The following is a 26,580-nucleotide window of genomic DNA, read 5'->3' on the forward strand; positions in this document are numbered from 1 at the left end:
TTACATACCCCCCTTTAATTTGCACTCAAGAATCAAACAAAGGGATGAATAAATTTTTAGTACTAATTGCATTTTTACTTACTAGTATAGTAAATGCACAAGAAACAACAGGTTCTATCGCGGGGAAACTTACCGATCGCGAGATGAACGGCGAACCACTACCGTTTGCCAACGTAACTATTAAAGGAACTTCTAAAGGAACAACATCAGACTATGACGGTCTTTATGTACTGGACAAAATTGAGCCGGGTACCTATACCGTGGTCTTTAGTTTTGTTGGTTACGAAACCTTGGAAATACCAAATGTAAAGGTGGTTGCCGGTAAAGTTACCGAAATTAATACAGGTCTTGGCGCCAGCGCCGCTACTTTAGATGAAGTCGTAATCACAACAGTATCCAGAAGGGATAGTGAAGTTGCATTGTTGCTAGAGCAAAAGGGAGCTATAGAAATGATTGAAAATATTAGTGCCCAAGAGCTAGCAAGAAAAGGCGTAGGTGATGCACAAGGTGCACTTACTAAAATGGCAGGTGTTAGCAAACAAGAGGGAGTTAAGAATGTTTTTGTTAGAGGTCTTGGTGATCGTTATAACTCTACTACGCTTAACGGCTTACCATTACCTTCTGAAGACCCGGAATACAAAAACGTGGCACTGGATTTCTTTGACAGTAACATTATCAATAGTGTTGGAATTAATAAAACTTTTCAAAGTTCTCTTTATGGAGATTTTGCAGGTGCTAACATTAATATTATTTCCAAAGAATTATACGGCAAAGAAACTATAAAGGTTGGTTTCGGTTCTGGATTTAACAATAGAGCTGTAAACGAAGATTTCGAAACTGTGGACGGAGCTTCCTGGTTTGGTTATGGCTTATCTTCAGATAGCCCTATAACTAGTTTAGATACTTACAGTTTTGAAAATTCTATGGGATCTAACAATCAAAATTCTCAGATCAACACCAATGGTAATTTCCAACTTGGAAAAAAATTCGACATTGGAGATAACAACCTAAAAACCTTACTAATAGGATCTTTCGATAGTAAATACAGCTATAATGAAGGAAACACAAAAGAGATCAACGCTCAGGGACTTCCCCTTAGAGATCTTGATTTTCAAAAATACCAGTATAATGTATCTCAAATATTAATGGCGAATTTAGACTATGGTTTTGGCGAAAATAATCTAAGCTTCAATTCTTTATACATTCATAATAACACTCAGAGCGTTGGGAATTATTTTGGGCAATCTGCAAATATATCTGAGGAAACAGACGACTCTGCTTATATAAAAAGACAGCAGGTTAACGACAATACCGTATTTGTTAATCAGCTTTTAAGTGAATTTGCCTTAACAGACAGGATTAATTTACAAGCCAGCATAGGTTACAATATGACAAGAGCAAATGAGCCCGATCGTAGACAAAACACTTTTGTATATAATCAAACTAATGACAATTACCGTGTGGCGGTAGGTACACCTGGATACAATTTACGTTTCTTCTCTGATCTTGAAGAAAACGAAATTGTAGGCCATTTAAATGCATCTTATGCTTTTGGAGCTGCGGATAGTAAAGAGCAACAAAAAGGGATTATTAATGTAGGTTATGACTATCGAAATACAGATAGAAGATTTAACTTTTTACAATTTAATCATGATTTTGGCTCTCCGGTTAATGTAAATCCTAATAATCCAGATCTAGTTTTTAACCAGGAAAATTTATCTAATGGAACTTTTAGATTAGTAACCAATAGTGGTTTTGGTGATGATTTTAATCCACTCGACCCATTTTTCTATGAAGGAGAAAAAGATATCCATGCCGGTTTCACAAATGCTTTCTATAAATTTAATGAAGCATTTACCTTAAATGCAGGCCTACGTGTAGAACATATCAATCAGTATGTAAACTGGGATACCAACCTATCTAGTAGTGAAAATAATCAAAATACAGATCCTTCTACGATAGAAAACACCTATTTCCTACCAAGTTTTACGGCAAAATATAACTTTAACGAAAATAGCATTTTAAGACTAACAGGTAGCAAAACCTATACTTTTCCGCAATTTAAAGAAGTTGCTCCATTTCTTTATGAAGATGTAAACTTCTCAAGTTTTGGTAACCCAAATTTAGAAGCTTCTGACAACTACAACTTGGATATGAAATATGAATTTTACTTCGGTGGTAATCAAATCATATCTTTAACCGGATTTTACAAAAAAATTAAAAATCCTATAAACAGGGTACAGGTAAACTCGGCTGCTAACCAACTTTCTTACATCAATTCTGGAGCTGAAGCAGATGTTGCCGGAGCAGAATTAGAAGTTCGTAAAACGGTCTTTAACATTGAATCTGGCGAAAGCAAAAAACATGAGTTGGCTTTTGGTTTAAACACCTCGTATTTATATTCAAGACAAGATTTATCAAACAGAAGTACAAACTTTACTAATAGCGAAGATGAATTGGAAGGTGCATCTCCATGGGTTCTTAATACAGATCTAACTTATAATTACGATAGCAATAAATTTAATTTGATGTCTTCTGTTGTTCTAAACTACTTCAGTGATCGTATTTATTCCTTAGGTGTGCAGCAACAAGGAAACATTGTAGAAACCGGAATTCCTACATTAGATTTTATTGCTACAGGCACTATTTCGAAACACTGGGGAATAAACGCTAAAATAAAGAACATTTTAGATCCCGAATTCAAATTGACTCAGGATGATATAAACGGAGGCACTAATACAATCAATAATTTTAAAAAAGGGACTGTATTCTCCGTAGGACTTAGTTATAGCTTATAATCAGTAACAAACACTCTTATATAAATCAAATTTCAATTAAACAAAAACACTTATGAAAAAATCAAAATTATTTCTTTCGATGTTTACCATTGCAACATTATTAGGAAGTTGCTCTAGCGATGATGATACTCCTACTCCAGGAACTGATGACGATGGTGGTGTCGTAGAACAAAAAGACGATGTAATCGAGTCTCAGGACGATCCCGATTTAGATCCAGAAGATCTACATGGTGAAGTTAGAGCTAATGTTACCATTTCAGCTGATACTGAATGGATGCTTACCGGAGCCCTAAAGGTTATGGATGGTGCAACACTTAAAATAGAACCTGGAGTTACTATTAAAGCTAGATCTGGAGGTACAAATGTATACATCGCGGTTTCACAAGGCGCGAAAATTGATGCCCAGGGTACAGCAGATAGCCCTATCCTGATTACATCAGCCGCAGAGAATCCACGCGCTGGTGACTGGGGCGGAGTTATGTTAGCTGGTTACGCACAAATCAATTCTGGAGATGTTGCAGAAACAGAAGTTGCTGGTATATCTTACGGAGGCGATAATGATGCAGACAATTCTGGAACTATCAACTATATGATCTTAGAATATACCGGAGCAAGAATCAATGGTGACCAGGAATTTAACGGATTCACCTTTTATGGTGTAGGTAGTGAAACTTCGATAAGCAATATCATGGTAAGATACGGTGATGATGATGGTATCGAATGGTTTGGCGGAACGGTAGACGTTACCAATGCACTTGTTGTAAACGCTAAAGACGATTGGTTTGACTGGACTGAAGGCTGGACAGGAACCGGTAAAAACTTTTACGGAATCAGAGAATTTGGATTTAATGATGTAACCGAGGATCCTAGAGGTATTGAAGCCGATAGTAATTCTAACAATAATGATGCTTCCCCAAGATCAAATCCTACTATCGACGGACTTACTCTATATCATCAATCTACCATCAGCATGGCAGATATGATTAAAATTAGAAGAGGAAGCTCTGCTACGATTACCAATGCCGTAGTTGCTATTATTGCTGCCGAAGATGAAGATGCCGGAAGTGCTTCAGATTTTATCGATCTAACTGATAATTCTGGAGACGGATCTAGCGAAACTTCTATTAATGTAACAGCACTTGGAGCAATCGACGCTACAGATATTAAAGCTCAAGGTGCCACTATCACCGTTGGGGCTGGAAACACAGGAGCTGATACTTCAGTTTTTGCATGGACAGGATACACGTTCCCTTCTCTGGATGTGGAGTAATTCAATTATTTAAATAACAACAAAAAAAGGCTGCAATTGCAGCCTTTTTTATTTACACAAAGTTAATATTTAGAAAACACAGAAGCTAACACCTTAATTTATTTTAGGCCTAACCTTTAAACTTAACCTTATGAAAAAAATTACTTTTCTGCTCTTCCTTGCCTATCTAACAACTTATTCCGAAACATTAGATATTAAAGAATTTAAAATAACAAATACAGAAAACATCATAACACCTGGACAAACCATTTTTTACGACTTCGTTATAGAAGGGAATTATGGCTATGATGAAATTGAACTTAGTGTTTATTATAAAGAAATCAATACAACAAATAGAATTGCTTATAGTAGATGGAATAGAGAAGGTGATAATTATCTAAATTTCCTTACACCTACTACTAAACATTGGTATACAGCAACTAACTTCAATTATTCTGAAAATATTGAATTATCAAATCAGAAGTTCTTTCTAGTTGCTAAATTTGGCACGCAAGTAAAAACGCTAACTTATACATCTCTTCCTGACGTTCGCTTGTTTCACGTGAGCACGGATTATAAAAATTTCGAAAAGGGTGGACGTATAGATTATAGCTTTGAAATTAAAGGAAACTATAATAGAGAAGAAATTAAACTAAAACTTTATTATGATAAAGTAAGCCCTGAAAATCAAATAGCTTATTCGCGTTGGAACAGGGAAGGTGATTCAGAATTAAATTTTTCTGATTATGAAGTAATAAAATGGTGGACTTTCACTTATGATAAACCTGAAATTTCGTTTATCGGAAAGAAATTTTATTTAGAGGTCTCATTTAATGAACATACTAAAATACTAAAATCTGATTACCATCCTCCAATATATCAAACTTTTAAATATTGCGGAGAAAATAAAAACGAAGCAATGACAAACTTCTGCGCTAATAACCCTGGATACATAATTGAAGCAAATTTTCAAACACCCAACGGATTTGGTGGACTGTCTAAAGGCAATCTAATAAAAGCAAATATAGAAGGTTCTGTAAAATACTACAAAGTTTTAGATTCAGATGCTGATAAAAGAGCAAGTATATCATTTGGCTATTCAGATATAATCGATAGTTGGATGCCATTCTCAGTATGTGATAATACAGTACCAACGCCCACACCTCCAAATAATAAAGAGTCAGACCTAAAATTTAACACGAATACGAATGGATCACGAGTAACAAGTGATGCCTCTTCTTCTAGCTTAACGGCAACTCACCGGTTAGATCATTCTAACAGCATGCTATCATTTAATTTTATCGTAGATAATATAGGAGATGCCAGCTCTGGTTCAACGAAAATTGAATTTTACAGATCGAGCAATGCTACATTTAATCAGTCAGATGACGCTAAGTTAAGCCCAGAAATTTCAATTCCGTCCATCTCCGCTGGCAATAGTGGTGGCTATTATAGTAAAACCCTTTTCGCGTCCGATTTTGAATATGGGCTATCTGGAAACTGGTATATTATTGCAAGAATAAAAGCAGAAGACAAGAATACTAGTAATAATACCGTAGCTATAAAAGTATATTTTAATCCTTCAAGAAGTTCATTTTCAACAACAGCTGAAAAAATTACAGATTCTCAAAAAAATCTAAAGATTTATAATTTTTCAGGTGTTCAGATAATTGATAAAACTATTCGTTCTGAACAAGAGGAATGGGAAACAGTAAAAAGTTTACAAGCCGGTTTGTATATTGTAAGATCCGGAGATAACACATATAAGGTTAAAAACTAAACCTTGCACTATTATAATCCTAAAAGGCTGCTATTTGCAGCCTTTTATATTCATAATCTGTTAAAAACAACCAAAATACATTTTATCGAATTAAGCAAATTTTAGGTATGATTTTTGATTTTTTATTGTAAGTTTGCAATAACCGACTAAGAAAGAATGAAACAAAATTATCTCTACAGTGTTATATTAGGATTATTTCTACTGATAGCTGCTCCCGCAACTGCTCAGCAGGGTGATTCACGTATAGCTAAAAAAACAACTGTAGAGACGATAGAAGGCCTTAGTCTTTACCCTAATCCGGTTTCAGGTGATAAAATCTACATTACCAGCACTAAAAATCTTGAAAAAGAAATCGAAATCTACAATGTTTTAGGGAAAGCGATAAAAAAGACAAAACTGCGTGGCAAAGAATTAGACATATCGTCTCTTGTTGCAGGTATCTATATTGTAAAGATCAAAGAGCAAAACGAGATCGCTACTCGTAAGCTCGTCGTTAAATGAAGAGGAGAGGCTTCGGCCCACGTCACTCATCCCAGCGATAATATTCGCTATTATTCCCATTAATTCTTTGAAAATTATATTCTTTTTTAACTTTGCGTAAACTACGCCGGTGTAAACCCATGGGTATTTATTAGACAATTATTTTTTATTTCGAGATAAGTCTCGGAGCATTTAATCTCGATTATTGAGTAAAAATTGCAGATGATACAGCACAGCAAAATTTTTGATATCCAATCTAAAGCTGATTTTCTAAAAATCAGTGTTGAAATCTTCCAATATCAATATCAAAATAACCACGTTTATCAACACTTTTGCAAGTTATTACATAAATCACCCGACAATGTCCGTAGCTTAGCTGATATTCCATTTCTTCCCATCCAATTTTTTAAGAGTCACCAAATACTTTCTGATAATAAACCTGCAGAAATTACTTTTACCAGTAGCGGAACCACCGGAAGCACTACAAGTAAACATATAGTCACCAATTTGGAGATTTACGAGGATAGCTTCAACAAGGCATTTCAAAAATTTTACGGGTCGGCTGAAGATTTAACTATTTTAGCGCTTCTTCCATCCTATTTAGAACGCGAAGGTTCTTCTCTTATTTATATGGTAGAACATCTAATTAAAAAAAGCAATCAAAGTGAAAGTGGCTTTTATTTAGATAATCTTGATACACTGAAAAATAAGCTTATTCAGCTAGATAAAGATGGTAAGAAAATACTTTTAATTGGTGTATCATTTGCATTATTAGATCTCGTTGAAAATTATCAGTTTCAACTAGAAAACACCATTATCATGGAAACCGGCGGAATGAAAGGCCGCCGTAAAGAAATGATTAGGGAAGAGCTGCATAGCATACTCTCTAAAGGCTTTGGAGTTTCTGCTATTCATAGCGAATACGGGATGACCGAGTTACTCTCGCAGGCTTATTCCAAAGGAAATGGAGTTTTTGACTGCCCACCCTGGATGAAAATCTTAATTAGAGATCCTGAAGACGCTTTTTCTCCTGTAAAAAAAGGAAAAACCGGCGGAATAAATGTAATCGATCTTGCCAATATTAACTCATGTTCATTTATTGCTACTCAGGATTTAGGGAAAATAAATAAAAATGATACTATAGAAATCTTAGGAAGATTCGATAATAGCGACATCCGTGGTTGTAACCTTATGGTTTTATAAACTCTATAATAAGCAGAATTCTCAGGAAAAATCAGAAAAATACAAATTGTAAGATATTTTAAAATTTCCAAAAACAATAAAAAATATTAAACCTGATCAAGCGGTTGGTAAGTATTAAAGCATAATCCAGAAAATAGTAGCCTCTAAACAAATGTTATTTTTATCCAAAAACCTGTAAGCATCTTGAAAAATAACCGACTACATTTCAGCAGAATAGGAAGAAGTCAAAATTTATTCTGTGGCTAAGTGAAATTTTTCATATTAGATTGGTTAGTTAGTTGAATCCCCTCTTGATCAGTTCAAGAGGGGATTTTTAATCTATAACCTTGCGGTAACCAAAAAGTAGGGGATAGAAGTTTTAAAAGTTTCGGAACAAACCTATTACAACATAACAACCTACAATAAGGGATTTAAACAACCACTAATATATAGGTATTCTTTTTACCCTTATTAATGATTACATACTTATCGTTAATAAGATCATCAAGGCTAATGGTGTAATCCTCTTGCACTTTCTCCTTATTTACCGAAACCGAATTTTCTTTTAAAGCTCTCCTGGCTTCACCATTAGATTTTAAAAAATCGGTTTTCGCAGCTAGAGCTCCTATCATATCTAAACCGGCTTCAACCTCGGCTCTTGAAACTTCAGCTTGCGGCACTCCTTCAAAAACATCTAAAAAAGTGGCTTCGTTTAAAGATTTTAAATCTTCAGCAGTGCTTTTTCCAAACAAAACTTCAGAAGCTTTTACCGCATTATTATAATCTTCTTCAGAGTGTACCATTACGGTAACTTCCTTCGCCAAAACTTTTTGAAGTTCTCTTAAATGTGGCGCTTCCTGATGTTTTGAGGTTAAATCTTCTATTTCTTCTTTACTTAAAAAAGTAAAGATTTTGATGTATTTCTCTGCATCAGCATCGCTGGTATTTAACCAGTACTGGTAGAATTTATAAGGCGACGTTCTATTGGCATCCAACCAGATATTTCCTCCTTCGGTTTTACCAAATTTTGTACCGTCGGCCTTTGTAATTAATGGGCAGGTAAGCGCATATCCTTTTCCATCCCCTATTCTACGAATCATTTCAGTCCCGGTAGTAATATTTCCCCACTGGTCACTACCTCCCATTTGCAAGGTACACTGGTGTTCTCTAAATAAATGAAGAAAATCGTATCCCTGTACTAACTGGTAGGTAAATTCAGTAAAAGACATCCCTTCAGACGCGTCTGAAGATAAACGTTTTTTAACCGAATCTTTGGCCATCATATAATTTACGGTGATATGCTTACCTACATCGCGAATAAAATCAAGAAAAGAAAACTCCTTCATCCAGTCGTAGTTATTTACTAATACTGCAGTATTTTCTTCAGCTCCTTCAAAATCCAAAAACCTTGAAAGCTGCTCTTTAATCGAATTTTGATTATGCCTTAGAGTCGCTTCATCTAAGAGATTACGTTCCGCAGATTTCCCCGAAGGATCCCCAATCATTCCCGTTGCACCACCAACCAAGGCATAAGGTTTATGTCCTGCTAACTGGAAATGCCGAAGCATCATTACTCCTACCAGGTGACCAATATGTAAAGAGTCTGCTGTTGGGTCGATACCAACATAGGCAGCACGCATTTGCTCGTTTAGATGTTCTTCTGTGCCCGGCATCACATCGTGAATCATTCCGCGCCAGGTAAGCTCTTCAACAAAATTTTTGTTCATAATTAACAATTTGTTCTTAAAACAGCTGTAAAGATACCATTTACTCTTATTTTTCCTAAGTGCTTTAGCTATATTTACCACATGATTTTAGTTACAGGCGGTACCGGTTTAGTAGGCGCTCATTTGCTTTTAAAACTGGCAGAAGAAAAACATCAGATTAGAGCGATTTATCGCCCCAAAAGTGATCTTTATAAGACACTTGAGGTCTTTTTATATTATCATCACAAAGAGGAAGCTGAACGCCTTTTCAAAAAAATTGAATGGGTTGTTGCAGACCTTACTGATATTCCTCGGTTAACGATAGCATTTAAAGGCGTTACCAAGGTTTACCATTGTGCTTCTTTAGTTTCCTTTAAGCCTAAAGATGAAAAAGCGCTTCGAAAAATCAATATTGAAGGCACCGCAAATATCGTGAACCTGTGTATTGCTACAAAAATTGATAAACTATGCTATGTAAGCAGCATTGCAAGTTTAGGCCAACCTATTAAATCTGATTCTACCACAGAAAACACTCAATGGAATCCCGAAGCAAATAATAGCGATTACGCCATCTCTAAATATGGTGCTGAGATTGAAGTTTGGCGCGCTTCCCAAGAAGGTGTAAAAGTAATTATTGTAAACCCGGGAGTAATTATTGGCCCGGGATTTTGGCAAAAAGGAAGCGGACAATTATTTACACGAATCCAAAACGGATTAAATTATCACTTTCCGAAAATCACTGGTTTTGTGGGCGTAAAAGACGTAGTAACTGCCATGTTAAAATTAATGTCTTCTGAAATTTATAACGAAAGATATATCCTGGTTGCTGAAAATCTTAGTTTTAAAAAAGTTCTGGAATTTATCGCTATAAGCATTAATAGGCCGAAACCGGAAAAACCACTTAAAAAGTGGATGATTTCTATAGGCTGGTTTGTACAAAAAACAGCGTCATTGTTTGGCTATAATCGCAATATCACCAAAAGTGATATTGCGGGAATTTTCCAAAAATCGACCTTCGATAACACGAAAATTAAAAAAGAGATAAATTTCAAATTCACCCCAATGCAAAATGTAATCGCAGAAACAGGAAAGTATTTTCTTAAAGATCAGGAGAAAAAAGAGACGATTAAAAATTAATTCGCTTCTCTTGATAAAGGTCCTTGATTGTTCTGTAAACTATCTAATCTATTAATTCGGTCGGCTTCTGTTAAAATAGTATCGACCTTAGTAGTATCTACTTCAACCGAATCGATTTCCTTTTTAAATTCAGGACGATTTTTCTCTCTTCTTACTTTATTGATAGAATCCTGTACTCGTTTTTCTTCTTCTACCAATTCATCAAAATGGGTCTTTAAAGACTGTAGCGAGTCTTTTACTTTATCAAAAATCCGCTCGTAGTCATCATATTTTTCAGTGTAATACGCATTGCTTTTTTCAAACTGTACGCTATCTATCCCAAATTTATCGTAAATGTACTGATCTGGTTTTATCCCGGTTTGCTCCAGTAAAATCTTATTATAATTTCTGGCAGCATTTACTAAAGACATTTCGGTTAGTATATCGACCATCTTATCTTCTGAAATAAGGTTTTTAGGCTTATCCATATAGTTAACATCCTGGCAGGAAAGCCCTATAGAAAGGATAAAAACAACAGCGTATTTAATCAATCTCATTATCTATCAAATTCCAGTTGCTGTGCTACTTTAGCAAAAGGCTGATGCTTAAAGTTTTTATATACCAAACGACCATTTACAAAGGTGTGGGTAATCCTGGATTTAAAAGTTACCCCTTCAAAAGGAGACCACCCGCATTTGTATAAAATATTATCAGATTTTACTTGCCAGGGTGCATTTAGATCTACGAGTACCAGATCTGCTTTATAGCCTACACGAATATAACCGCGATCCTTTATATCAAATAAAATTGCAGGATTATGACACATTTTTTCTACAATTTTCTCTAAAGAAATTTTCTCTTTGTGATAAAATTGCAACATCGCAGGTAAAGCATGCTGTACTAAAGGGCCACCACTTGGAGCCTTAGTATAAGGGTTTTGTTTTTCCTGCTTGGTATGTGGCGCGTGATCTGTAGCCACAACATCCAGAATATCATCGTTTAACGCTTTCATTAAAGCTTCCTGATCTTTTTCAGATTTCACGGCGGGGTTCCACTTTATAAAAGTCCCTTTTTGTTTATAATCATGATCATTAAACCATAAGTGGTGTATGCAAACTTCTGCGGTAATTTTCTTATCTTTTAGTGGCTTTTTATTACTAAAAAGTTCTAATTCTTTGGCAGTTGAAACATGGAAAACGTGTAATCTCGCTCCTGTTTTCTTTGCTAATTTTACGGCATTTGAGGAAGATTTATAACACGCTTCTTCACTTCTTATCTTTGGATGGAGTTCGATAGGAATGTCATCTCCATAACGTTCAACACATTCTTTTAAATTATTTTGAATAGTTGTTTCATCTTCACAGTGAACTGCAATCAACAAAGGAGATTTAGAAAATATTTCCTCTAAAACCTTTTGATCATCTACCAGCATATTCCCCGTAGAAGAACCTAAAAACAACTTTAATGCAGCTGTCTTTGTAGGGTCTACTTTTAAAATTTCTTCAAGGTTATCGTTAGTTCCGCCAAACATAAAAGAATAGTTAGCATAGGATTTTTCTGCAGCCAACTGAAACTTTTTTTCCAACTCCTCTATTGTCGTAGTTTGTGGCAGTGTATTTGGCATCTCAATAAAAGAAGTAATCCCACCGGCAACAGCTGCCTTGCTCCCCATTTCGATATCTTCTTTATGAGTCAAACCGGGTTCTCTAAAATGCACCTGATCGTCGATAATCCCAGGTAAAAGATGTGTTCCTTCAGCATCAAAAATCTGAACGTCTGGAGATTTTGCACTTATCGACTCGGATATCTCTTTAATAATTCCATCTTCTATAAAAACATCACCTTCAGTAATCTTTCCTTCATTTACTATTTTGGCGTTTTTAATCAGGACTTTTTTCATCACTACTTTATTCTGTTAAACAGACTTTTTACTTTCATTTTTATTACTCCAAAAACAGCTTCATAAATTATCGAGCCGCTCATTTTGGAGGTTCCCCTGGTTCTGTCGGTAAAAATAACGGGGACTTCGGTTATTTTAAACCCTAAAAGATGCGCTTTAAACTTCATCTCTATCTGAAACGCATATCCAACAAACTGTATTTTATCCAGTTTTATACGTTCTAAAACTTCTCTTTTATAACAAACATAACCTGCCGTAGTATCATGAATATCCATACCTGTAATAGCTTGCACATATTTAGAGGCTAACCAAGACATTAATACACGATTCATAGGCCAGTTAATCACATTCACTCCGGTAACATATCGCGAACCTATAGCCAAATCTGCACCTTCACGTCTACAAGCATTGTATAATCTTGAAAGATCATTGGGATTATGGGAAAAATCAGCATCCATTTCGAAAATATAATCGTACTCTCGTTTTAACGCCCACTTAAAGCCATGTATATATGCAGTTCCTAAACCTGTTTTTTCCTTACGTTCTTCAAGAAAAAGTTGTTCAGGAAACTCAGCCTGCAAGGTTCTTACCCTCGTAGCAGTGCCATCTGGCGAATTATCATCTACCACCAAAATATGAAAATTACGACGTTGTGAAAAAATATTTCTTATCAGCCGCTCTATATTTTCTATTTCATTAAAAGTGGGTATAATAATTAGCCCATGAACCATTCCCGAAAATTTTGCACAAATGTAGGAATTTTAAACAATGCTTTCTTTTGTTTTTAAGCTTAGTTTTTATCACATTCCCTTAAATTTGCAAAAAAATAATTGTGCAGGCAATAGAACATTATACCGAACCTTTAGACTGGATCACAATCATATTCCTAATCTGTTTTATATTAATTGTACTGGTTAGAAATTTATATCCTAATCGCTTTACCGAATTTCTTTCTATCCTAAGCTCTAACAAATTTATGCTGTTTAAAGGAAAAGAGAACAATGCTTTTCATGGATTTAACATAATCCTCTTTACTGTAAACGCACTTTCTGTATCGGTTTTATTGTTCTGGTTTTATAAATATTATACCAACCCAAGCCCCAACAACTATGTTTTTATTTATATCAGGATTTTTACCGCCTATGTCTGTTTTATCCTCTTAAAATTTGGGGTCGAAAAAATAATCTCTAATATCTTTAATATGGATAAAATAGTAGATATCTATTTATTTCAGAAATTAAGCTATCGCAATTATATCGCCATACTGGTATTCCCTTTCACACTTTTATTGATATATACCTTTACTATTAGCGATTTATGGGTATATGGGATTGTAAGTTTTATCCTTTTCGCCAATTTAACAGGGATATTTAACATCTTTAGACAATATCAAAAGTTAATTAGCGCTAACTGGTTTTATTTTATTTTGTACCTTTGCGCTCTTGAAATTGCACCGTACTTTATTTTATATAAGCTTATTACAGTGTATTAAACGATCAGATAAAGAATATTGATATATGAAAGTGAAAACAATTTTGGTTTCTCAACCTGAACCTAAAGTAGAAAACTCTCCATATTTCGAATTGGAGGAAAAGCAAAAGGTTAAAGTTGATTTCATCCCTTTTATTCATGTAGAAGGCGTTTCTTCAAAAGAAGTTAGACAACAAAAAGTAGATCTTTCAAAACATACCGCTATAATCCTGACCAGCAGAAACGCAGTAGATCACTTTTTTCGGGTAGCTGAAGAAATGCGTTTTAAAGTACCTGATTCCCTAAAGTATTTTTGCCTTAGTGAAGCAGTGGCTTATTATCTGCAAAAATACGTAGTCTACAGAAAACGAAAAATCTACGTAGGTAAACGTACCTTTGCAGAACTTTCTCCGCTTATCAAAAAGTATAAGAATGAGAAATTTTTATTACCATCTTCAGACATGTTAAAACCTGTAATTCCGAAAACCCTAGATAAACTTGGCGTACAATGGAAGCAGGCCGTATTTTACAAAACTGTAGTAAGTGATTTGTCGCATCTTAGTGATGTAACTTATGATATTTTGGTATTTTTTAGCCCAAGTGGCATTAAATCTTTATTTGAAAACTTTCCAGATTTCAAACAAAACGATACAAGAATTGCTGTTTTTGGAAATACGACAATTAAAGCTGCAAAAGAACACGGGCTAACCGTGAATATTAAAGCGCCAACTTCAGAAACACCATCAATGACAATGGCTCTTAATAAATATATTGCTGAAGCTAATAAGAAATAAAAATTACCTTCTATTAAAATTCGAAAACCGGTGCTTTGCTTATTAAACACCGGTTTTCTTCATTTAAACAACATTAACAAATAATTATACTAGGAGGCATTATACTCTAAAGAGAGCGGTCCACCCTCCAGTATTTCCTGACTAGCATAGTCCTTAAACTGAGAGAAATTTCTTCTAAAAGTGTTAGCTAGTTCTTTAGCTTTTACATCGTAAGCTTCTTTATCCTTCCAGGTGCTTTTAGGATTTAAAACTTCAGTAGGTACATTTGGACATAATGTTGGCATTTTAATTCCGAAAATTTCATGGGTTTCATAGCTTACCTTATTCAAGTTTCCAGATAACGCGGCATTGATCATTGCCCGGGTATACTTCAGTTTCATTCGCTGCCCTGTCCCATATGGACCACCGGTCCATCCGGTATTTACCAACCATACATTTACATTGGCTTCCTTCATTTTTCGGCTTAACATTTCAGCATAAAGCGTTGGGTGCAATGGCATAAATGGCGCACCAAAACAGGCTGAAAAACTGGGTTGTGGCTCTTTAATACCTTCTTCGGTACCTGCCACCTTTGCCGTATAACCACTAATAAAATGATAAGCTGCCTGGGCGGGATTTAATTTACTTATGGGAGGTAAGACACCAAAGGCATCTGCCGTTAAAAAGAAAATATTTTTAGGATTTCCCGCTACCGAGGGCTTTTGAATATATGGAATGTGATTTATAGGGTAACTTACCCTGGTATTTTGGGTAATACTCGAATCATCATAATCTACCTCTCCGTTTTTAAAGACGATATTCTCTAAAATTGCACCTGGTTTTATAGCATTAAAAATATCAGGCTCATTTTCTTTAGATAAATTAATCACTTTTGCATAGCAGCCACCTTCAAAGTTAAAAATCTTATTATCGGCAGTCCATCCGTGCTCGTCATCCCCAATTAACTTTCTGTTAGGATCTGCCGAGAGTGTTGTTTTACCAGTGCCCGATAAACCAAAAAATATTGCAGTATCCCCATTCTCCCCTACGTTTGCAGAGCAATGCATAGGCAAGGTATCCTGATAAATGGGTAATATTAAATTTAAGGCTGAAAAAATTCCTTTCTTAATTTCACCGGTATAGCCGGTGCCACCAATTAAAGCAATTTTTTTACTAAAATTCAAAACAGCAAAATTTTCCTGCCGGGTACCATCCTTTTCAGGATCAGCTTTAAAACCGGGAGCATTAACAACCAACCAGTCTTCTTTAAAACCTGGCAATTCTTCTTCTGTTGGTCGTAAAAACATATTGTAGACAAACATGTTAGACCATGGATATTCATTAATAACCCTGATATTTAATTTATAATCCTGATGTGCGCAAGCATATACATCTCGAACATATAGCTCTTTATCAGAAAGATAATCTGCAACTTTATCGTACAGTTTATCAAATTTTGAGGAATCAAAGGGAATATTAATAGCTCCCCACCAAACTCGATCCTTAGTGACCTCATCTTTTACAATAAAACGATCCTGTGGGGATCTACCTGTAAACTTACCAGTGTTAATGGCAAGCACCCCTTCTCTGGTTTCCCTACCCAAATTATGCTTGAGTGTTTCCTCTTGAAGCTCATCAGGATACATTTGGTAATTTATAATAGCATTTTTAATGTTATAACGATTTAACGAAATCGTTTTCGTAATTATGTTGTTTAAATCCATAATTAATGTGTTTGTGTGGTTTTATTATAGCAAATTTAAAAATCTTAAATAAAAGAACTAGCGATAAGCTCTTTTATTATTCATAATTTAACCTAAGCGATTTAAATATAAGAAGTGTCCAACCTACAATTAAAAGCGCTCCTCCAAGTGGGGTGACCAAAGCAATGCTACTAAAATCCAAGCCGGCCAACTCATCTAAGCTAAGTAGATAAATGGAACCGCTAAAAAAAATACTACCTATGGTAAAAAACCAAAAAAGAAGGTTGTTTTGGAGCTTCGTAAAATTAGCCAAACCAATTAATAAAAGTGCATGGTAAATTTGGTAGCGTACACCGGTTTCAAAAGAGGTTAAGGTGTCTGCATCTAAGACATTCTTTAATCCATGAGCTCCAAAAGCTCCAAGAATTACCCCAAAAAGACCAAATATTCCTCCTGCTACCAAAAATTTACGCGTCATACTACAAGTTTTTATACCTTAGTTAGCCTTACACAAAAATACTTTAATTATGCAACAAATCCTGATAATTGGCGCGGGAAAATCTACCGCTGTACTTATTCGATATTTATCTGAAAAGTCTTCCGAAGAAAACTTTACCATTTGCGTTGCTGACAAAGAGCTATCCCTAGCAAAAAAAGCAATTAAAAATCACGAAAATTGCACTGCTATTAGTTTTGATATTTTTAATTCTGAACATCGCGAAAAACATATCGCTGCTGTGGATATTGTAATTTCTATGCTACCGGCCAGATTCCATATAAAAATTGCAAAAACATGTCTTAAACTGAAAAAAAATCTGGTCACTGCTTCTTATATTAGTAAAGAAATGAAAGCCTTGGCTACTGAAGTTAAAGAAGCTGGCCTCATTTTTATGAATGAGATTGGCGTAGACCCTGGGATTGATCATATGAGCGCCATGCAGGTTATTGATCGCATTAGAAATGCCGGTGGACAAATGCTGATGTTCGAATCTTTTTGTGGCGGACTAGTAGCTCCTGAAAGTGATAATAATTTATGGAATTATAAGTTTACCTGGAATCCCAGGAATGTAGTTGTTGCCGGACAGGGTGGCGTTGCTAAATTTATTCAGGAAGGGAAATATAAATATATCCCTTATCATCGATTATTTAGAAGAACAGAGTTTCTGGACATCGAAGGTTATGGCAGGTTTGAAGCCTATGCTAATCGAAATTCGCTAGATTACAGGGAAGCTTATCGGCTTCATGACATTTTAACTTTATATAGGGGCACCGTGCGCCGGGTGGGATATAGCCGGGCCTGGAATATGTTCGTGCAACTTGGGATGACCGATGATAGTTTTACCATGGAAGATTCAGAAAACATGACCTATCGCGAATTTGTAAACTCTTTTTTACCTTATTCCCCTACAGATTCGGTAGAATTAAAATTACGCCATAACTTAAAAATAGATCAGGATGATATTATGTGGGAGAAATTGTTGGAACTAGACCTGTTTAATAACCATAAAACCATAGGCATAGAATCCGCCACTCCTGCCCAGGCACTACAAAAGATACTGGAAGAAAAATGGCTTCTTTCCTCAGAAGATAAAGATATGATCGTAATGTATCATAAGTTTGGGTATCAATTAAACGGCGAAAAAAAACAAATAGATTCCACCATGGTGTGCATTGGTAAAGATCAAACTGAAACCGCAATGGCAAAAACCGTAGGCTTGCCAGTTGGTATTGCTGCAAGAAAAATTCTAAAAAAAGAAATCAACACCCCAGGTGTACATTTACCAATTTCGAAGGAGGTTTACCAACCAATTTTAGAAGAACTTCAAGAAAATGGTATCATTTTTAAAGAAAAACAAACAAACTATTTAGGATATAATGCCATAGGTGGGGTAAGCAATTAGGAAATGAAATCTTTTTTCCTATTTTAGCTTTATAACTACAACCAAATGAAGATTATAGACCAAAATGTTGTTATCGATGGTATCGATAAAACTATCCTTAATTTCCTTATGGAGGACGCGAAAAGACCTATTTTAGAAATCGCTAAAAATATAGGAATTACAGGAGCCGCTGTCCACCAAAGATTACGAAAGTTAGAAAAATCCGGATTAATTGAAGGCTCCCGATTAATTATAGACCCACGACTATTAGGTTACAAGACTATGGCATTTGTAGGGGTTTATCTGGACAAAGCGGTTAGCAACCCGCTTGCTGTAAATAAACTTAAAGAGATCCCAGAAGTTATTGAATGTCACTACACCACCGGAAACTGGTCGATATTCGTAAAAGTACTTTGTAAGGACAATGAACACTTAATGAAAGTATTAAATAAAAATATCCAGGGAATTGAAGGGGTATCCAGAACGGAGACCTTTATTTCCTTAAATCAGCAAATAAATCGACAAATTAAGATTTGATATTTGGATTTATTCTAAATTAAAATTAATTTTGGCGACAAATGAACACGATTTACACGTCAAAATATTTTGCGGCCAGCCAGTGCGACAATAGCCGAAGATTCTATATCGATTTTGGTCATAAAACGGTAAAGTTTTCTTTTTGCCAATTGCTGGCTTTTCGTCATAGATTAAAGTCCATTGACATCGAGCAACATTTAAACGGTAACAACGCACATGGTATAGAGATCCTAAGCCTTTGCAATCGTGAACACTTATTTATATTCAATACCTTAGAAATACTCGACCTGTTAGAACTCCTTAACGGCACCTTTGCCATGATGGAAATCAACTCGGTTATTGCTTAGGTTTAGACTACTTCTAAATTGATCTCATTCTTAGGGACTTACTTCTTTTTTAGGTAATTTTGTACAAAATCGAATTCTATGAAAGACCTTGTAAGACAAAATCTACTTATCCATGTAGATATTTTAGATTTATTAAATAAACAAATTAAGCAGGAAGCTCAATCTTCTGCTGCGTATCTTGCAATGGCCTCCTGGTGTGATCACAATGGACTGGTTTACAGCGCTGAATTCTTCTACGAGCAATCTGCGGAAGAACGCGAACATATGATGAAAATATTCCACTTTATTAATGATAATGGTGGAACGGCATATTCTCCTGAGGTTAGCAATATCAATCATGATTTTGCATCTTTGGAAGAGATATTTGAAACCGCCCTGGATCAGGAAATCGCCATTACTAAAAGTATTCATAACATTATTTATGAATGTCGCAATAAACGTGACCTTACTACTGAGAACTTTTTACAGTGGTATGTGAAAGAGCAAATGGAAGAAGAACAAACTATGCGCAGAGCGTTAGAGTTATTCGACTTAATAAATACCGAAAATGTTGGGCTTCGCTTTCTGGATGAACGAATTAAGGAAATTCGGGAAGAAGCAAATCCTGCTTAATTCTATTAAGGTATAAAAAATTAAAAGGCTGCGATTGCAGCCTTTTTTTATATCAAATTTAAAAATACTAAGCCTTTTTAAGCCAGTATTTAAAATTAACTTCCTGATCGATGATTGAGGCTAATTCTGAAATCGGTACTCGTTTTTGTTTCATCGTATCACGATAACGAACAGTAACTGTTTTATCTTCTAAAGAATCGTGATCTACCGTAATACATAAAGGTGTGCCGGCAGCATCCTGGCGACGATAACGTCTACCAACCGCATCTTTCTCATCATATTGCACTCTAAAATCCCATTTAAGTTCTTCTACAATTTCCTGAGCTAGTTCCGGCAAACCGTCTTTTTTCACCAATGGTAAGATTGCCGCTTTTGTTGGCGCTAAAACCGCTGGCAATTTAAGTACGGTTCTGGATTTTCCATCCCCAAGATCTTCTTCCTGTAATGAAGCCGAAAACACGGCTAAGAACATACGATCTAAACCAATAGAAGTTTCAATCACGTAAGGCACATAATTTTCTCCCATTTCAGGATCATAAAAACGAAGTTTCTTACCAGAATGTTCCTCATGTGCTTTTAAATCGAAATCGGTACGGGAATGAATCCCTTCCAATTCTTTAAATCCAAAAGGAAAGTCGAACTCAATATCTGTAGCTGCATTAGCGTAATGTGCCAACTTTTCGTGATCGTGAAAACGATATTTTTCATCACCAAGTCCTAAAGAAGCATGCCATTTTTGGCGCGTTTCTTTCCATTTTTCAAACCAGCTGAGTTCCTCACCGGGACGTACAAAAAATTGCATTTCCATTTGCTCAAACTCACGTTGACGGAAAATAAACTGTCTCGCCACAATTTCATTCCTAAACGCTTTACCAATTTGTGCAATCCCAAAAGGGATTTTCATTCTTCCGGTTTTTTGAACATTCGCAAAGTTCACAAAAATCCCCTGTGCCGTTTCAGGCCTTAAATAAAGATCGGTTGCACTATCGGCAGAAGCTCCGAGCTTTGTTCCGAACATTAAGTTAAACTGCTTAACATCTGTCCAGTTCTTAGAACCACTCTCAGGGCAGGCAATTCCCAACTCTTCAATCAGCGCCTTTACATCAGCCAAATTTTCTTCTGTTAAGGACTTTGCTAAACGTTCCAGAATCTCCTTCTCTTCAGCTTTATATCGCTGTACTCTCGGATTAGTCGCTATAAATTGCTCTTCATCAAAAGCTTCTCCAAAACGTTTTCTCGCTTTTTCTATCTCCTTCTGTGCTTTTTGGTTGATTTTTTCAGCATAATCTTCAACCAAAACATCTGCCCGATAACGCTTCTTAGAATCTTTATTGTCGATTAGCGGATCATTAAAGGCATCTACGTGCCCGGAAGCTTTCCAGGTGGTAGGATGCATTAATATTGCGGCATCAATTCCCACAATATTTTGATGCAATTGCACCATACTTTTCCACCAGTATTCCTTGATGTTTTTCTTTAATTCGGCACCGTTTTGACCATAGTCATAAACCGCGCTTAATCCGTCATATATTTCACTAGACGCAAAAATATACCCATACTCCTTAGCATGGGATATCACGTTTTTAAATGAATCTTCTTGTTTTGCCATACAGCAAAAATAAAAAAACCGCCATGATTTAACTCATGACGGTCTTTAAAATTTTGAGTTTCTTATCTTAAACTAAAAGAAGCTGTGCCGATTAGTGTCGCATCGTTATAAACATACACTTTATAATTGCCTTCCAATAGTTTCTCTTTATCTGTATTGGCCAATATACAAACATCTAGTTCATCATTTTCATAATATACGGTACTCTGCGCACTGTATACCATCACACCGCCATCATGTTCTACTGCTATTTTATCTCCCACCAGTTCATTTTCTGGATTATACACCTGTACATAAAGATTCTTTTCTCCGGCTTCACTAAGGTCATTTGCGGTTATGGTAAAACAGGTCTGTATCTGGTCTATTCTCCTTGTTCGATCATTTTCTACAATTTTACCGCTATTTCTTACAATTACACCTTCCCCACGTAAACCAGTGATTTTAAGTTGCGAGGCCTTATTCACTTTATTAGCAAGGCTTTGATTAGACGTTTGTAAAGAATCAGACAATCTTGTTTTCTCAGAAAGCTCTGTTTGAGTGCTATCAATGGTCATTGCCATTCTTTGGTTTTGCTGGCTTAAGCTATCTACTACCCTAAACAGCCTTTCTTTTTCAGCTTTAAGATTGCTTATTTCTCTTCGATATCTCGTAATCAACACCAAATTTGCCTCGTAATCCTGAACCGAATCTAATAAGCGATTAATACGTTCTCTGGCATCAACCAGGTTTTGATCCATGATTTCGTTCTCATCAATAGCTTCATCGTATTTAACAATAAGCTCGTTAAGCTCATTCTCTATGGCAGTTTTTTCTTTTTGAAGAATCGCTTTATTTTCTTTTTCTTCATTATAGAATCTTATCGTATAAATCGTAAGCGCAATAAGAGCCACCGCCAAGACACCAATAAGAATCTTTAATGCAGTATTATTCTTCTTTTCAGTCATCATAAAGTATTTTATATTTTATAAATTTAGAGGTTTAAGGCTTTCCCCAACAACCACTTAACAAATGTTTCACGATTTCATAAATCTGTTTTATCCTAAAACCTGCAATTGCTGCGAAAGGCCTTTGGTGGATCATGAAAAAGTGATCTGTACCGCTTGTTTACATCAACTCCCACTTACTAATTATCTAACTGATAACGAAAATCAGGCCGATAAAGTATTTTATGGCAGGACTCCTATTAATGCCGCATACGCCTTGCTCGTTTTTCGCAAGAAGAACATGGTACAGGTACTGCTTCACAACCTCAAATATAAGAGACAATTTGAAATAAGCTATTTTTTAGGGGAATGGACTGGTGAAATTCTCAAAAATAGCGCAAGATTTAATGCTGTAGACATAATTGTTCCTGTTCCTTTACACAAAAATCGTCTTAAACAGCGTGGCTATAACCAGGTAGAAGGTTTTGGAAAAGAAATTGCGAAAAGTTTAAATGCCAACTATCGTGATGACCTTCTTCTCAAGGTAAGTTCGTCCAGAAAACAAGCTTTTAAAAATCGAATATCAAGATGGAACCTTATGGAGCAATCCTTTCAACTTACGGATACTTCGGCAATTTCTGGCAAACATATTCTGCTGGTGGACGATATTTTAACCACTGGCGCAACATTAGAAGCCTGCATTGGATGTTTAAGAAAATCAGAAAAAATTAAAATCAGTATCGCCACTATGGCAATTACCATTTGATTGTTGCGTTTAAATTCAAAATAATCGTTTCTTTGCGAAAGGATTTTAAGTGTAATTTCTGAAAAAATCATAGCGCTTTTAAAGATGAACAGGAAGCTTTTCAACTTTATTCTTTTTATAGTAGTAATCACATCTGTGGTAAGATGTGCCAAAAAAGGAATGCCTGAAGGTGGCCCGATAGACGAAGAACCACCGCGTTTTATAAGAGCAAACCCAGAGAATTACACCACAAACTTTGATGCTAAAGAAATTAGTATTCTTTTTAACGAGTTTATTAAACTCGAAAATCCACAACAACAAATCATCATTTCTCCCCCTATGGATCCTAAGCCGAATATTCTTCCGCTAGGCCAGGCCAGGAAAGATGTAAAAATCGAGATTACCGATACCCTTAGAGAAAATACTACTTACGCCATAAATTTTGGAAAAAGTATCGTGGATAATAACGAAGGAAATCCTTACCCTTATTTTAAATATGTTTTCAGCACAGGGGATTATATTGATTCTTTAGAAGTTTCAGGATTTATTGAAGATGCATATTTAAAAGAAACACCTGAGTTTGTTTCGATATTTCTGTACGAGATGGACTCCACCTATACCGATTCTGTGGTTTACAACGAAATTCCACGCTATGTAGCTTACACTCGCGATAGTAGTGTAAATTTCGACCTGGAAAATTTAAAGGTAGGAAAATATCAGATGGTCGCTATTTTAGACGATAACGCCAATTATAAATTTAATCCCGCAAAAGACAAAATTGGCTTTTTGGATCATCCTATTAGCATTCCTACCGATAGTATTTATACGATTTCTATTTTTCAGGAAGAATTGGCTTTTGAGGTAAAGAGACCAAAACTTTTTAAAGGAAGGCAGTTACTTATTGGCTACCAGGGCATCCCTAATTTAAACGATTTAGAGTTGAATTTTTTATATCCGCCAATGGATCCGCCGGTATCCAGAATTACGCGCGATGCTAAAACCGATACGCTTTATTATTGGTTTAGGGATCCTATTGAAACCGATAGTGTATCTTTAGAATATGTTACTCCGCGCCAGCGCGATACCGTTTATATAAGAATGGCACAGTTAGCACGAGATTCTCTAAATATACAAGCTGAACCTTCTGGGAAAATAGAATACAATCAACCATTATTGTTAAAAGCAAATACTCCCCTGGTTGAAAAAAATGATGCGCTTATCACAATTTTAGACAAAGACTCTGTTGAAGTTAATTTTACTTCTGAACTTAGAGGTTTAGAGAATCAGTTAGAAATTTATTTCGACAAAGAACCAGAGGGGACTTACTATTTTAAAGCCTTGCCGGGATCTTTAACCGACTTGTTTGGTGATCAAAACGATACCATAAGTCAGAAATTAACTACCAAACCACTCTCTGAATATGGCAGCATTATCATGTCCCTCCGAAATGTTCGAAGCTATCCTATGATTGTTCAGTTAACCACTTTAAAAGGGGAGATTGTAAAACAGCAAATTTTAAAAGAAGGCAACCAGTTTACCTTTGAACATATAAACCCCGGGAATTACTTTCTAAGAATTATCTACGACGAAAACCAAAATGGATACTGGGATACTGGTAGCTGGTTAGAACGTAGAAAGCCTGAAAAAATAAGCTATTATCCAGACACTTTACAAACACGGGCCAATTTTGATGAAGTTTATCAATTTTACCTAGATTAATCTAAACTTATCGCGATCCTGCAAAAATTTAAGCTGATCTCGTGTTTTTTCAAGATGATTTTTGTCTAGCGTAATTTCTTTAGAAAACTCAGTTTCGTCATTTTGATCAGTTAGATTTTCACCAAGGCAATCGTACACAGCGCTATGCCCATTATAAACATATCCATCACCATCTTCACCTACGCGGTTTACACCAATACAAAAACTCATGTTTTCAATTGCTCTTGCTTTTAATAAGGCATCCCATGCGGCAACCCGCTTTTTAGGCCAGTTGGCCACATAAATCAAGAGATCATAATCCTCTGTGTTTCTAGCCCAAACAGGAAATCTAAGGTCATAACAAATAAGCGGACAAATTTTCCAGCCTCTATAATTTACAATTAAACGCTTTGTTCCTGCCGTATACGTTTGATCTTCCTTAGCCAAAGTAAATGTATGCCGCTTATCATATTTCTGCACCGTACCGTCTGGAAAGACAAAAAATAAGCGATTGTAGAACTGCCCATTTTCAGTAACAATTACACTTCCCGTGATCGCTGCATTTTTCAGTTTTGCCTGCTCCTGCATCCATAGTAATGTTTGGCCCTGTTTCTTTTCGGCAAGATTTTCAGCATTCATACTAAAACCTGTGGTAAACATCTCGGGCAACATAATAAGCTCTACAGCATCGCTTAAAGCCGCTATTTCTTTACTGAAAAAACTTCGGTTTGCGTTGGCATCTTCCCATTTTAAATTGGCCTGAATAATCGCTACTTTTAAATTTGGTGGTGTACTCATATTTTAAAAATAGTTTATTTTTTTAAGTTCCTGTCAAATGATTGTTAAATGATTGCAGAAGCGTTCAATATTAAATAGCTTTAATATAAATTGGAATCTATGTTTTTAGAACACTTAAAAAGCAATCCTACAATCAATAATAAAACTACCCGAAGTTTGATCGCCGGTGCTATTGGCGGATTAGCAGGTGGCGCGGTAAAGGGTTTGGTAGAATATTTTTTACCGGTTAGAAAAGCTGAAAATCGAAGCGCACAGCTTAAAATTTTGGATCATCTTTCCACTAAAATCACTGGAACTCCCATAAGTGTACAAAACGAGGAACTAGCTGAGCAACTAGTGAACTTTCCGGTAGGCGCCAGTGCAGGTGCGGCCTATGGCTATGGAAAAAAAGATAAAGATGAATTGAATCTTGCCCAAGGAATTATTATGGGAACCTCAACCTGGATTTCTACTCATCAAACCTCTTTACCTATTTTAGGTCTTAAAGATAAACCTACAGATGTGCCCATAAAAATGCAAGCAAATGAGCTCATCGCTCATGTTTTATTTGGAATCACAACCGAGTTGGTAAGAAATAAGGTGAATCAAAGATTGAAAAAATAGCTAAAACTAACAGCACCTAGCAGTCGGCCATCAGCTTAAAAAGATTCAATATTCAAAAAAATTTACAGTTTACAGCCACTCGAAATTCCACATTAAAAACTCAAAATTTCATCCTGATCCCTAAGTCTTTCATCTAGGCTCTCTTATCGCTTTTCTATATTCTATCTTATAACAGCGAAGCGCTTTCTAGTTTTTGATACAATTTTTCGTCACTCAAGATCACTTGAACTGAAAATTAGATGATGTCACTTCGAGTGACAGATTTCGAAATGAAATGGAGAAATTTGTTGTATCGAGAAGTTTTTTAGTTGATTGTTAACGACTTCTCCGTTTTGTTACGATAAAGTGGAAATGAGGAGAATATTTGTCATTCGATCGAATTCCGAAAAAGTCTATGATGAGTTTATAGCCAATTCAAAATTTAAGATTTGAAATTAAATACTTCTGATTTCTGTTTCTTGAATCGTACCTCTTTACAGGCTCTTCACTCTATTCTATATTCCAACAGTTTAGTGCTTTACAGTTCTTGGTATAATTTTTCGTCCCTCAAAATCACTTTAGTTTACAGTAAGATGATGTCACTTCGAGTGACAGATTTCGAAATGAAATGGAGAAATTTGTTGTATCGAGAAGTTTTTTTTAGTTGATTGTTAAGACTTCTCCATTTCGCT

Annotated in this window: 24 protein-coding genes; 15 read left to right on the top strand and 9 right to left on the bottom strand. The window is 35.6% G+C overall.

What is annotated here, in order from left to right:
- Positions 1–44 precede the first annotated feature (44 nt).
- The 5 genes from AC13DP_RS14875 to AC13DP_RS14895 all read left to right on the top strand — a co-directional run bounded on the left by AC13DP_RS14875 (position 45) and on the right by AC13DP_RS14895 (position 7,510).
- Positions 45–2,798, top strand: a complete 2,754-nt coding sequence (locus AC13DP_RS14875; RefSeq protein WP_483068026.1) for a TonB-dependent receptor — start codon at positions 45–47, stop codon at positions 2,796–2,798.
- Positions 2,799–2,850: 52 nt separating this feature from the next.
- Positions 2,851–4,068, top strand: a complete 1,218-nt coding sequence (locus AC13DP_RS14880; RefSeq protein WP_347407298.1) for a hypothetical protein — start codon at positions 2,851–2,853, stop codon at positions 4,066–4,068.
- A gap of 130 nt (positions 4,069–4,198) precedes the next feature.
- On the top strand, positions 4,199–5,827 hold the full coding sequence (locus AC13DP_RS14885) for a T9SS type A sorting domain-containing protein (RefSeq protein WP_483068027.1): 1,629 nt from the start codon (positions 4,199–4,201) through the stop codon (positions 5,825–5,827).
- A 156-nt stretch (positions 5,828–5,983) separates the two neighbouring features.
- Entirely contained in the window at positions 5,984–6,328 is a 345-nt protein-coding gene (locus tag AC13DP_RS14890; RefSeq protein ID WP_013070007.1) for a T9SS type A sorting domain-containing protein, read from the top strand.
- A 201-nt stretch (positions 6,329–6,529) separates the two neighbouring features.
- Complete coding sequence (locus tag AC13DP_RS14895) at positions 6,530–7,510, top strand: LuxE/PaaK family acyltransferase (protein ID WP_483068028.1); 981 nt, start codon at positions 6,530–6,532, stop codon at positions 7,508–7,510.
- A gap of 410 nt (positions 7,511–7,920) precedes the next feature.
- On the opposite strand, the gene tyrS is transcribed toward AC13DP_RS14895, so the two are convergent.
- Positions 7,921–9,216: a tyrosine--tRNA ligase gene (gene tyrS / locus AC13DP_RS14900; protein WP_013070005.1), complete on the bottom strand. Its 1,296-nt coding sequence runs from the start codon at positions 9,214–9,216 to the stop codon at positions 7,921–7,923.
- An 81-nt stretch (positions 9,217–9,297) separates the two neighbouring features.
- Here tyrS and AC13DP_RS14905 point away from each other — a divergent pair, with 81 nt between their 5' ends.
- Positions 9,298–10,332 (top strand): NAD-dependent epimerase/dehydratase family protein, encoded by a 1,035-nt coding sequence (locus AC13DP_RS14905; RefSeq protein WP_483068029.1) that lies wholly within the window; start codon positions 9,298–9,300, stop codon positions 10,330–10,332.
- Here the strand turns inward: AC13DP_RS14905 and AC13DP_RS14910 are convergent.
- The 3 genes from AC13DP_RS14910 to AC13DP_RS14920 are packed head-to-tail and all read right to left on the bottom strand — an operon-like array spanning position 10,329 to position 12,942.
- Positions 10,329–10,868 carry a DUF4296 domain-containing protein gene (locus AC13DP_RS14910; RefSeq protein WP_483068030.1) on the bottom strand — a complete coding sequence of 180 codons (540 nt, stop codon included), beginning with the start codon at positions 10,866–10,868 and terminating at the stop codon, positions 10,329–10,331. The genes AC13DP_RS14905 and AC13DP_RS14910 overlap by 4 nt on opposite strands.
- Positions 10,868–12,211: a dihydroorotase gene (locus tag AC13DP_RS14915; RefSeq protein ID WP_483068031.1), complete on the bottom strand. Its 1,344-nt coding sequence runs from the start codon at positions 12,209–12,211 to the stop codon at positions 10,868–10,870. Before AC13DP_RS14915 ends, AC13DP_RS14910 begins: the two co-directional genes overlap by 1 nt.
- A 2-nt stretch (positions 12,212–12,213) precedes the next feature.
- Entirely contained in the window at positions 12,214–12,942 is a 729-nt protein-coding gene (locus tag AC13DP_RS14920; protein ID WP_013070001.1) for a polyprenol monophosphomannose synthase, read from the bottom strand.
- Positions 12,943–13,043: 101 nt separating this feature from the next.
- On the opposite strand from AC13DP_RS14920, the gene AC13DP_RS14925 reads away from it, so the two are divergent.
- Both AC13DP_RS14925 and AC13DP_RS14930 read left to right on the top strand, forming a co-directional pair.
- Positions 13,044–13,703 carry a DUF4271 domain-containing protein gene (locus tag AC13DP_RS14925; protein ID WP_483068032.1) on the top strand — a complete coding sequence of 220 codons (660 nt, stop codon included), beginning with the start codon at positions 13,044–13,046 and terminating at the stop codon, positions 13,701–13,703.
- Positions 13,704–13,728: 25 nt separating this feature from the next.
- Positions 13,729–14,475, top strand: a complete 747-nt coding sequence (locus tag AC13DP_RS14930) for a uroporphyrinogen-III synthase (protein WP_013069999.1) — start codon at positions 13,729–13,731, stop codon at positions 14,473–14,475.
- Between the two features lie 89 nt (positions 14,476–14,564).
- Here AC13DP_RS14930 and pckA read toward each other — a convergent pair whose 3' ends face one another.
- Positions 14,565–16,178, bottom strand: a complete 1,614-nt coding sequence (pckA, locus tag AC13DP_RS14935; protein WP_483068033.1) for a phosphoenolpyruvate carboxykinase (ATP) — start codon at positions 16,176–16,178, stop codon at positions 14,565–14,567.
- Between the two features lie 76 nt (positions 16,179–16,254).
- Positions 16,255–16,635, bottom strand: a complete 381-nt coding sequence (locus AC13DP_RS14940; protein ID WP_013069997.1) for a DUF423 domain-containing protein — start codon at positions 16,633–16,635, stop codon at positions 16,255–16,257.
- Between the two features lie 49 nt (positions 16,636–16,684).
- On the opposite strand from AC13DP_RS14940, the gene AC13DP_RS14945 reads away from it, so the two are divergent.
- The 4 genes from AC13DP_RS14945 to AC13DP_RS14960 all read left to right on the top strand — a co-directional run bounded on the left by AC13DP_RS14945 (position 16,685) and on the right by AC13DP_RS14960 (position 19,533).
- Positions 16,685–18,058 carry a saccharopine dehydrogenase family protein gene (locus AC13DP_RS14945; RefSeq protein WP_483068034.1) on the top strand — a complete coding sequence of 458 codons (1,374 nt, stop codon included), beginning with the start codon at positions 16,685–16,687 and terminating at the stop codon, positions 18,056–18,058.
- A gap of 45 nt (positions 18,059–18,103) precedes the next feature.
- Positions 18,104–18,574 carry an Lrp/AsnC ligand binding domain-containing protein gene (locus tag AC13DP_RS14950; RefSeq protein WP_013069995.1) on the top strand — a complete coding sequence of 157 codons (471 nt, stop codon included), beginning with the start codon at positions 18,104–18,106 and terminating at the stop codon, positions 18,572–18,574.
- A 41-nt stretch (positions 18,575–18,615) separates the two neighbouring features.
- Complete coding sequence (locus tag AC13DP_RS14955; RefSeq protein WP_272957146.1) at positions 18,616–18,921, top strand: hypothetical protein; 306 nt, start codon at positions 18,616–18,618, stop codon at positions 18,919–18,921.
- A 78-nt stretch (positions 18,922–18,999) separates the two neighbouring features.
- On the top strand, positions 19,000–19,533 hold the full coding sequence (locus tag AC13DP_RS14960) for a ferritin (RefSeq protein WP_013069993.1): 534 nt from the start codon (positions 19,000–19,002) through the stop codon (positions 19,531–19,533).
- A gap of 67 nt (positions 19,534–19,600) precedes the next feature.
- On the opposite strand, the gene AC13DP_RS14965 is transcribed toward AC13DP_RS14960, so the two are convergent.
- The gene (locus AC13DP_RS14965) at positions 19,601–21,142 is read right to left on the bottom strand and encodes a glycine--tRNA ligase (protein ID WP_483068035.1); all 1,542 of its coding nucleotides are present in this window, start codon (positions 21,140–21,142) and stop codon (positions 19,601–19,603) included.
- A 62-nt stretch (positions 21,143–21,204) separates the two neighbouring features.
- Positions 21,205–22,089 (bottom strand): hypothetical protein, encoded by an 885-nt coding sequence (locus AC13DP_RS14970; RefSeq protein WP_228249680.1) that lies wholly within the window; start codon positions 22,087–22,089, stop codon positions 21,205–21,207.
- Between the two features lie 124 nt (positions 22,090–22,213).
- Here AC13DP_RS14970 and AC13DP_RS14975 point away from each other — a divergent pair, with 124 nt between their 5' ends.
- Both AC13DP_RS14975 and AC13DP_RS14980 read left to right on the top strand, forming a co-directional pair.
- The gene (locus AC13DP_RS14975) at positions 22,214–22,831 is read left to right on the top strand and encodes a ComF family protein (RefSeq protein WP_013069989.1); all 618 of its coding nucleotides are present in this window, start codon (positions 22,214–22,216) and stop codon (positions 22,829–22,831) included.
- Between the two features lie 84 nt (positions 22,832–22,915).
- Entirely contained in the window at positions 22,916–24,529 is a 1,614-nt protein-coding gene (locus AC13DP_RS14980) for an Ig-like domain-containing domain (RefSeq protein ID WP_347407289.1), read from the top strand.
- Here the strand turns inward: AC13DP_RS14980 and AC13DP_RS14985 are convergent.
- The gene (locus AC13DP_RS14985) at positions 24,521–25,306 is read right to left on the bottom strand and encodes an amidohydrolase (RefSeq protein ID WP_228249683.1); all 786 of its coding nucleotides are present in this window, start codon (positions 25,304–25,306) and stop codon (positions 24,521–24,523) included. The two genes, AC13DP_RS14980 and AC13DP_RS14985, sit on opposite strands and share 9 nt — an antisense overlap.
- 99 nt (positions 25,307–25,405) lie before the next feature.
- Between AC13DP_RS14985 and AC13DP_RS14990 the strand changes: the two genes are divergently transcribed.
- On the top strand, positions 25,406–25,909 hold the full coding sequence (locus tag AC13DP_RS14990; RefSeq protein WP_013069986.1) for a DUF1440 domain-containing protein: 504 nt from the start codon (positions 25,406–25,408) through the stop codon (positions 25,907–25,909).
- The last annotated feature ends 671 nt before the right edge of the window (positions 25,910–26,580 follow it).

This window comes from Zunongwangia sp. L-65 (assembly GCF_056859415.1).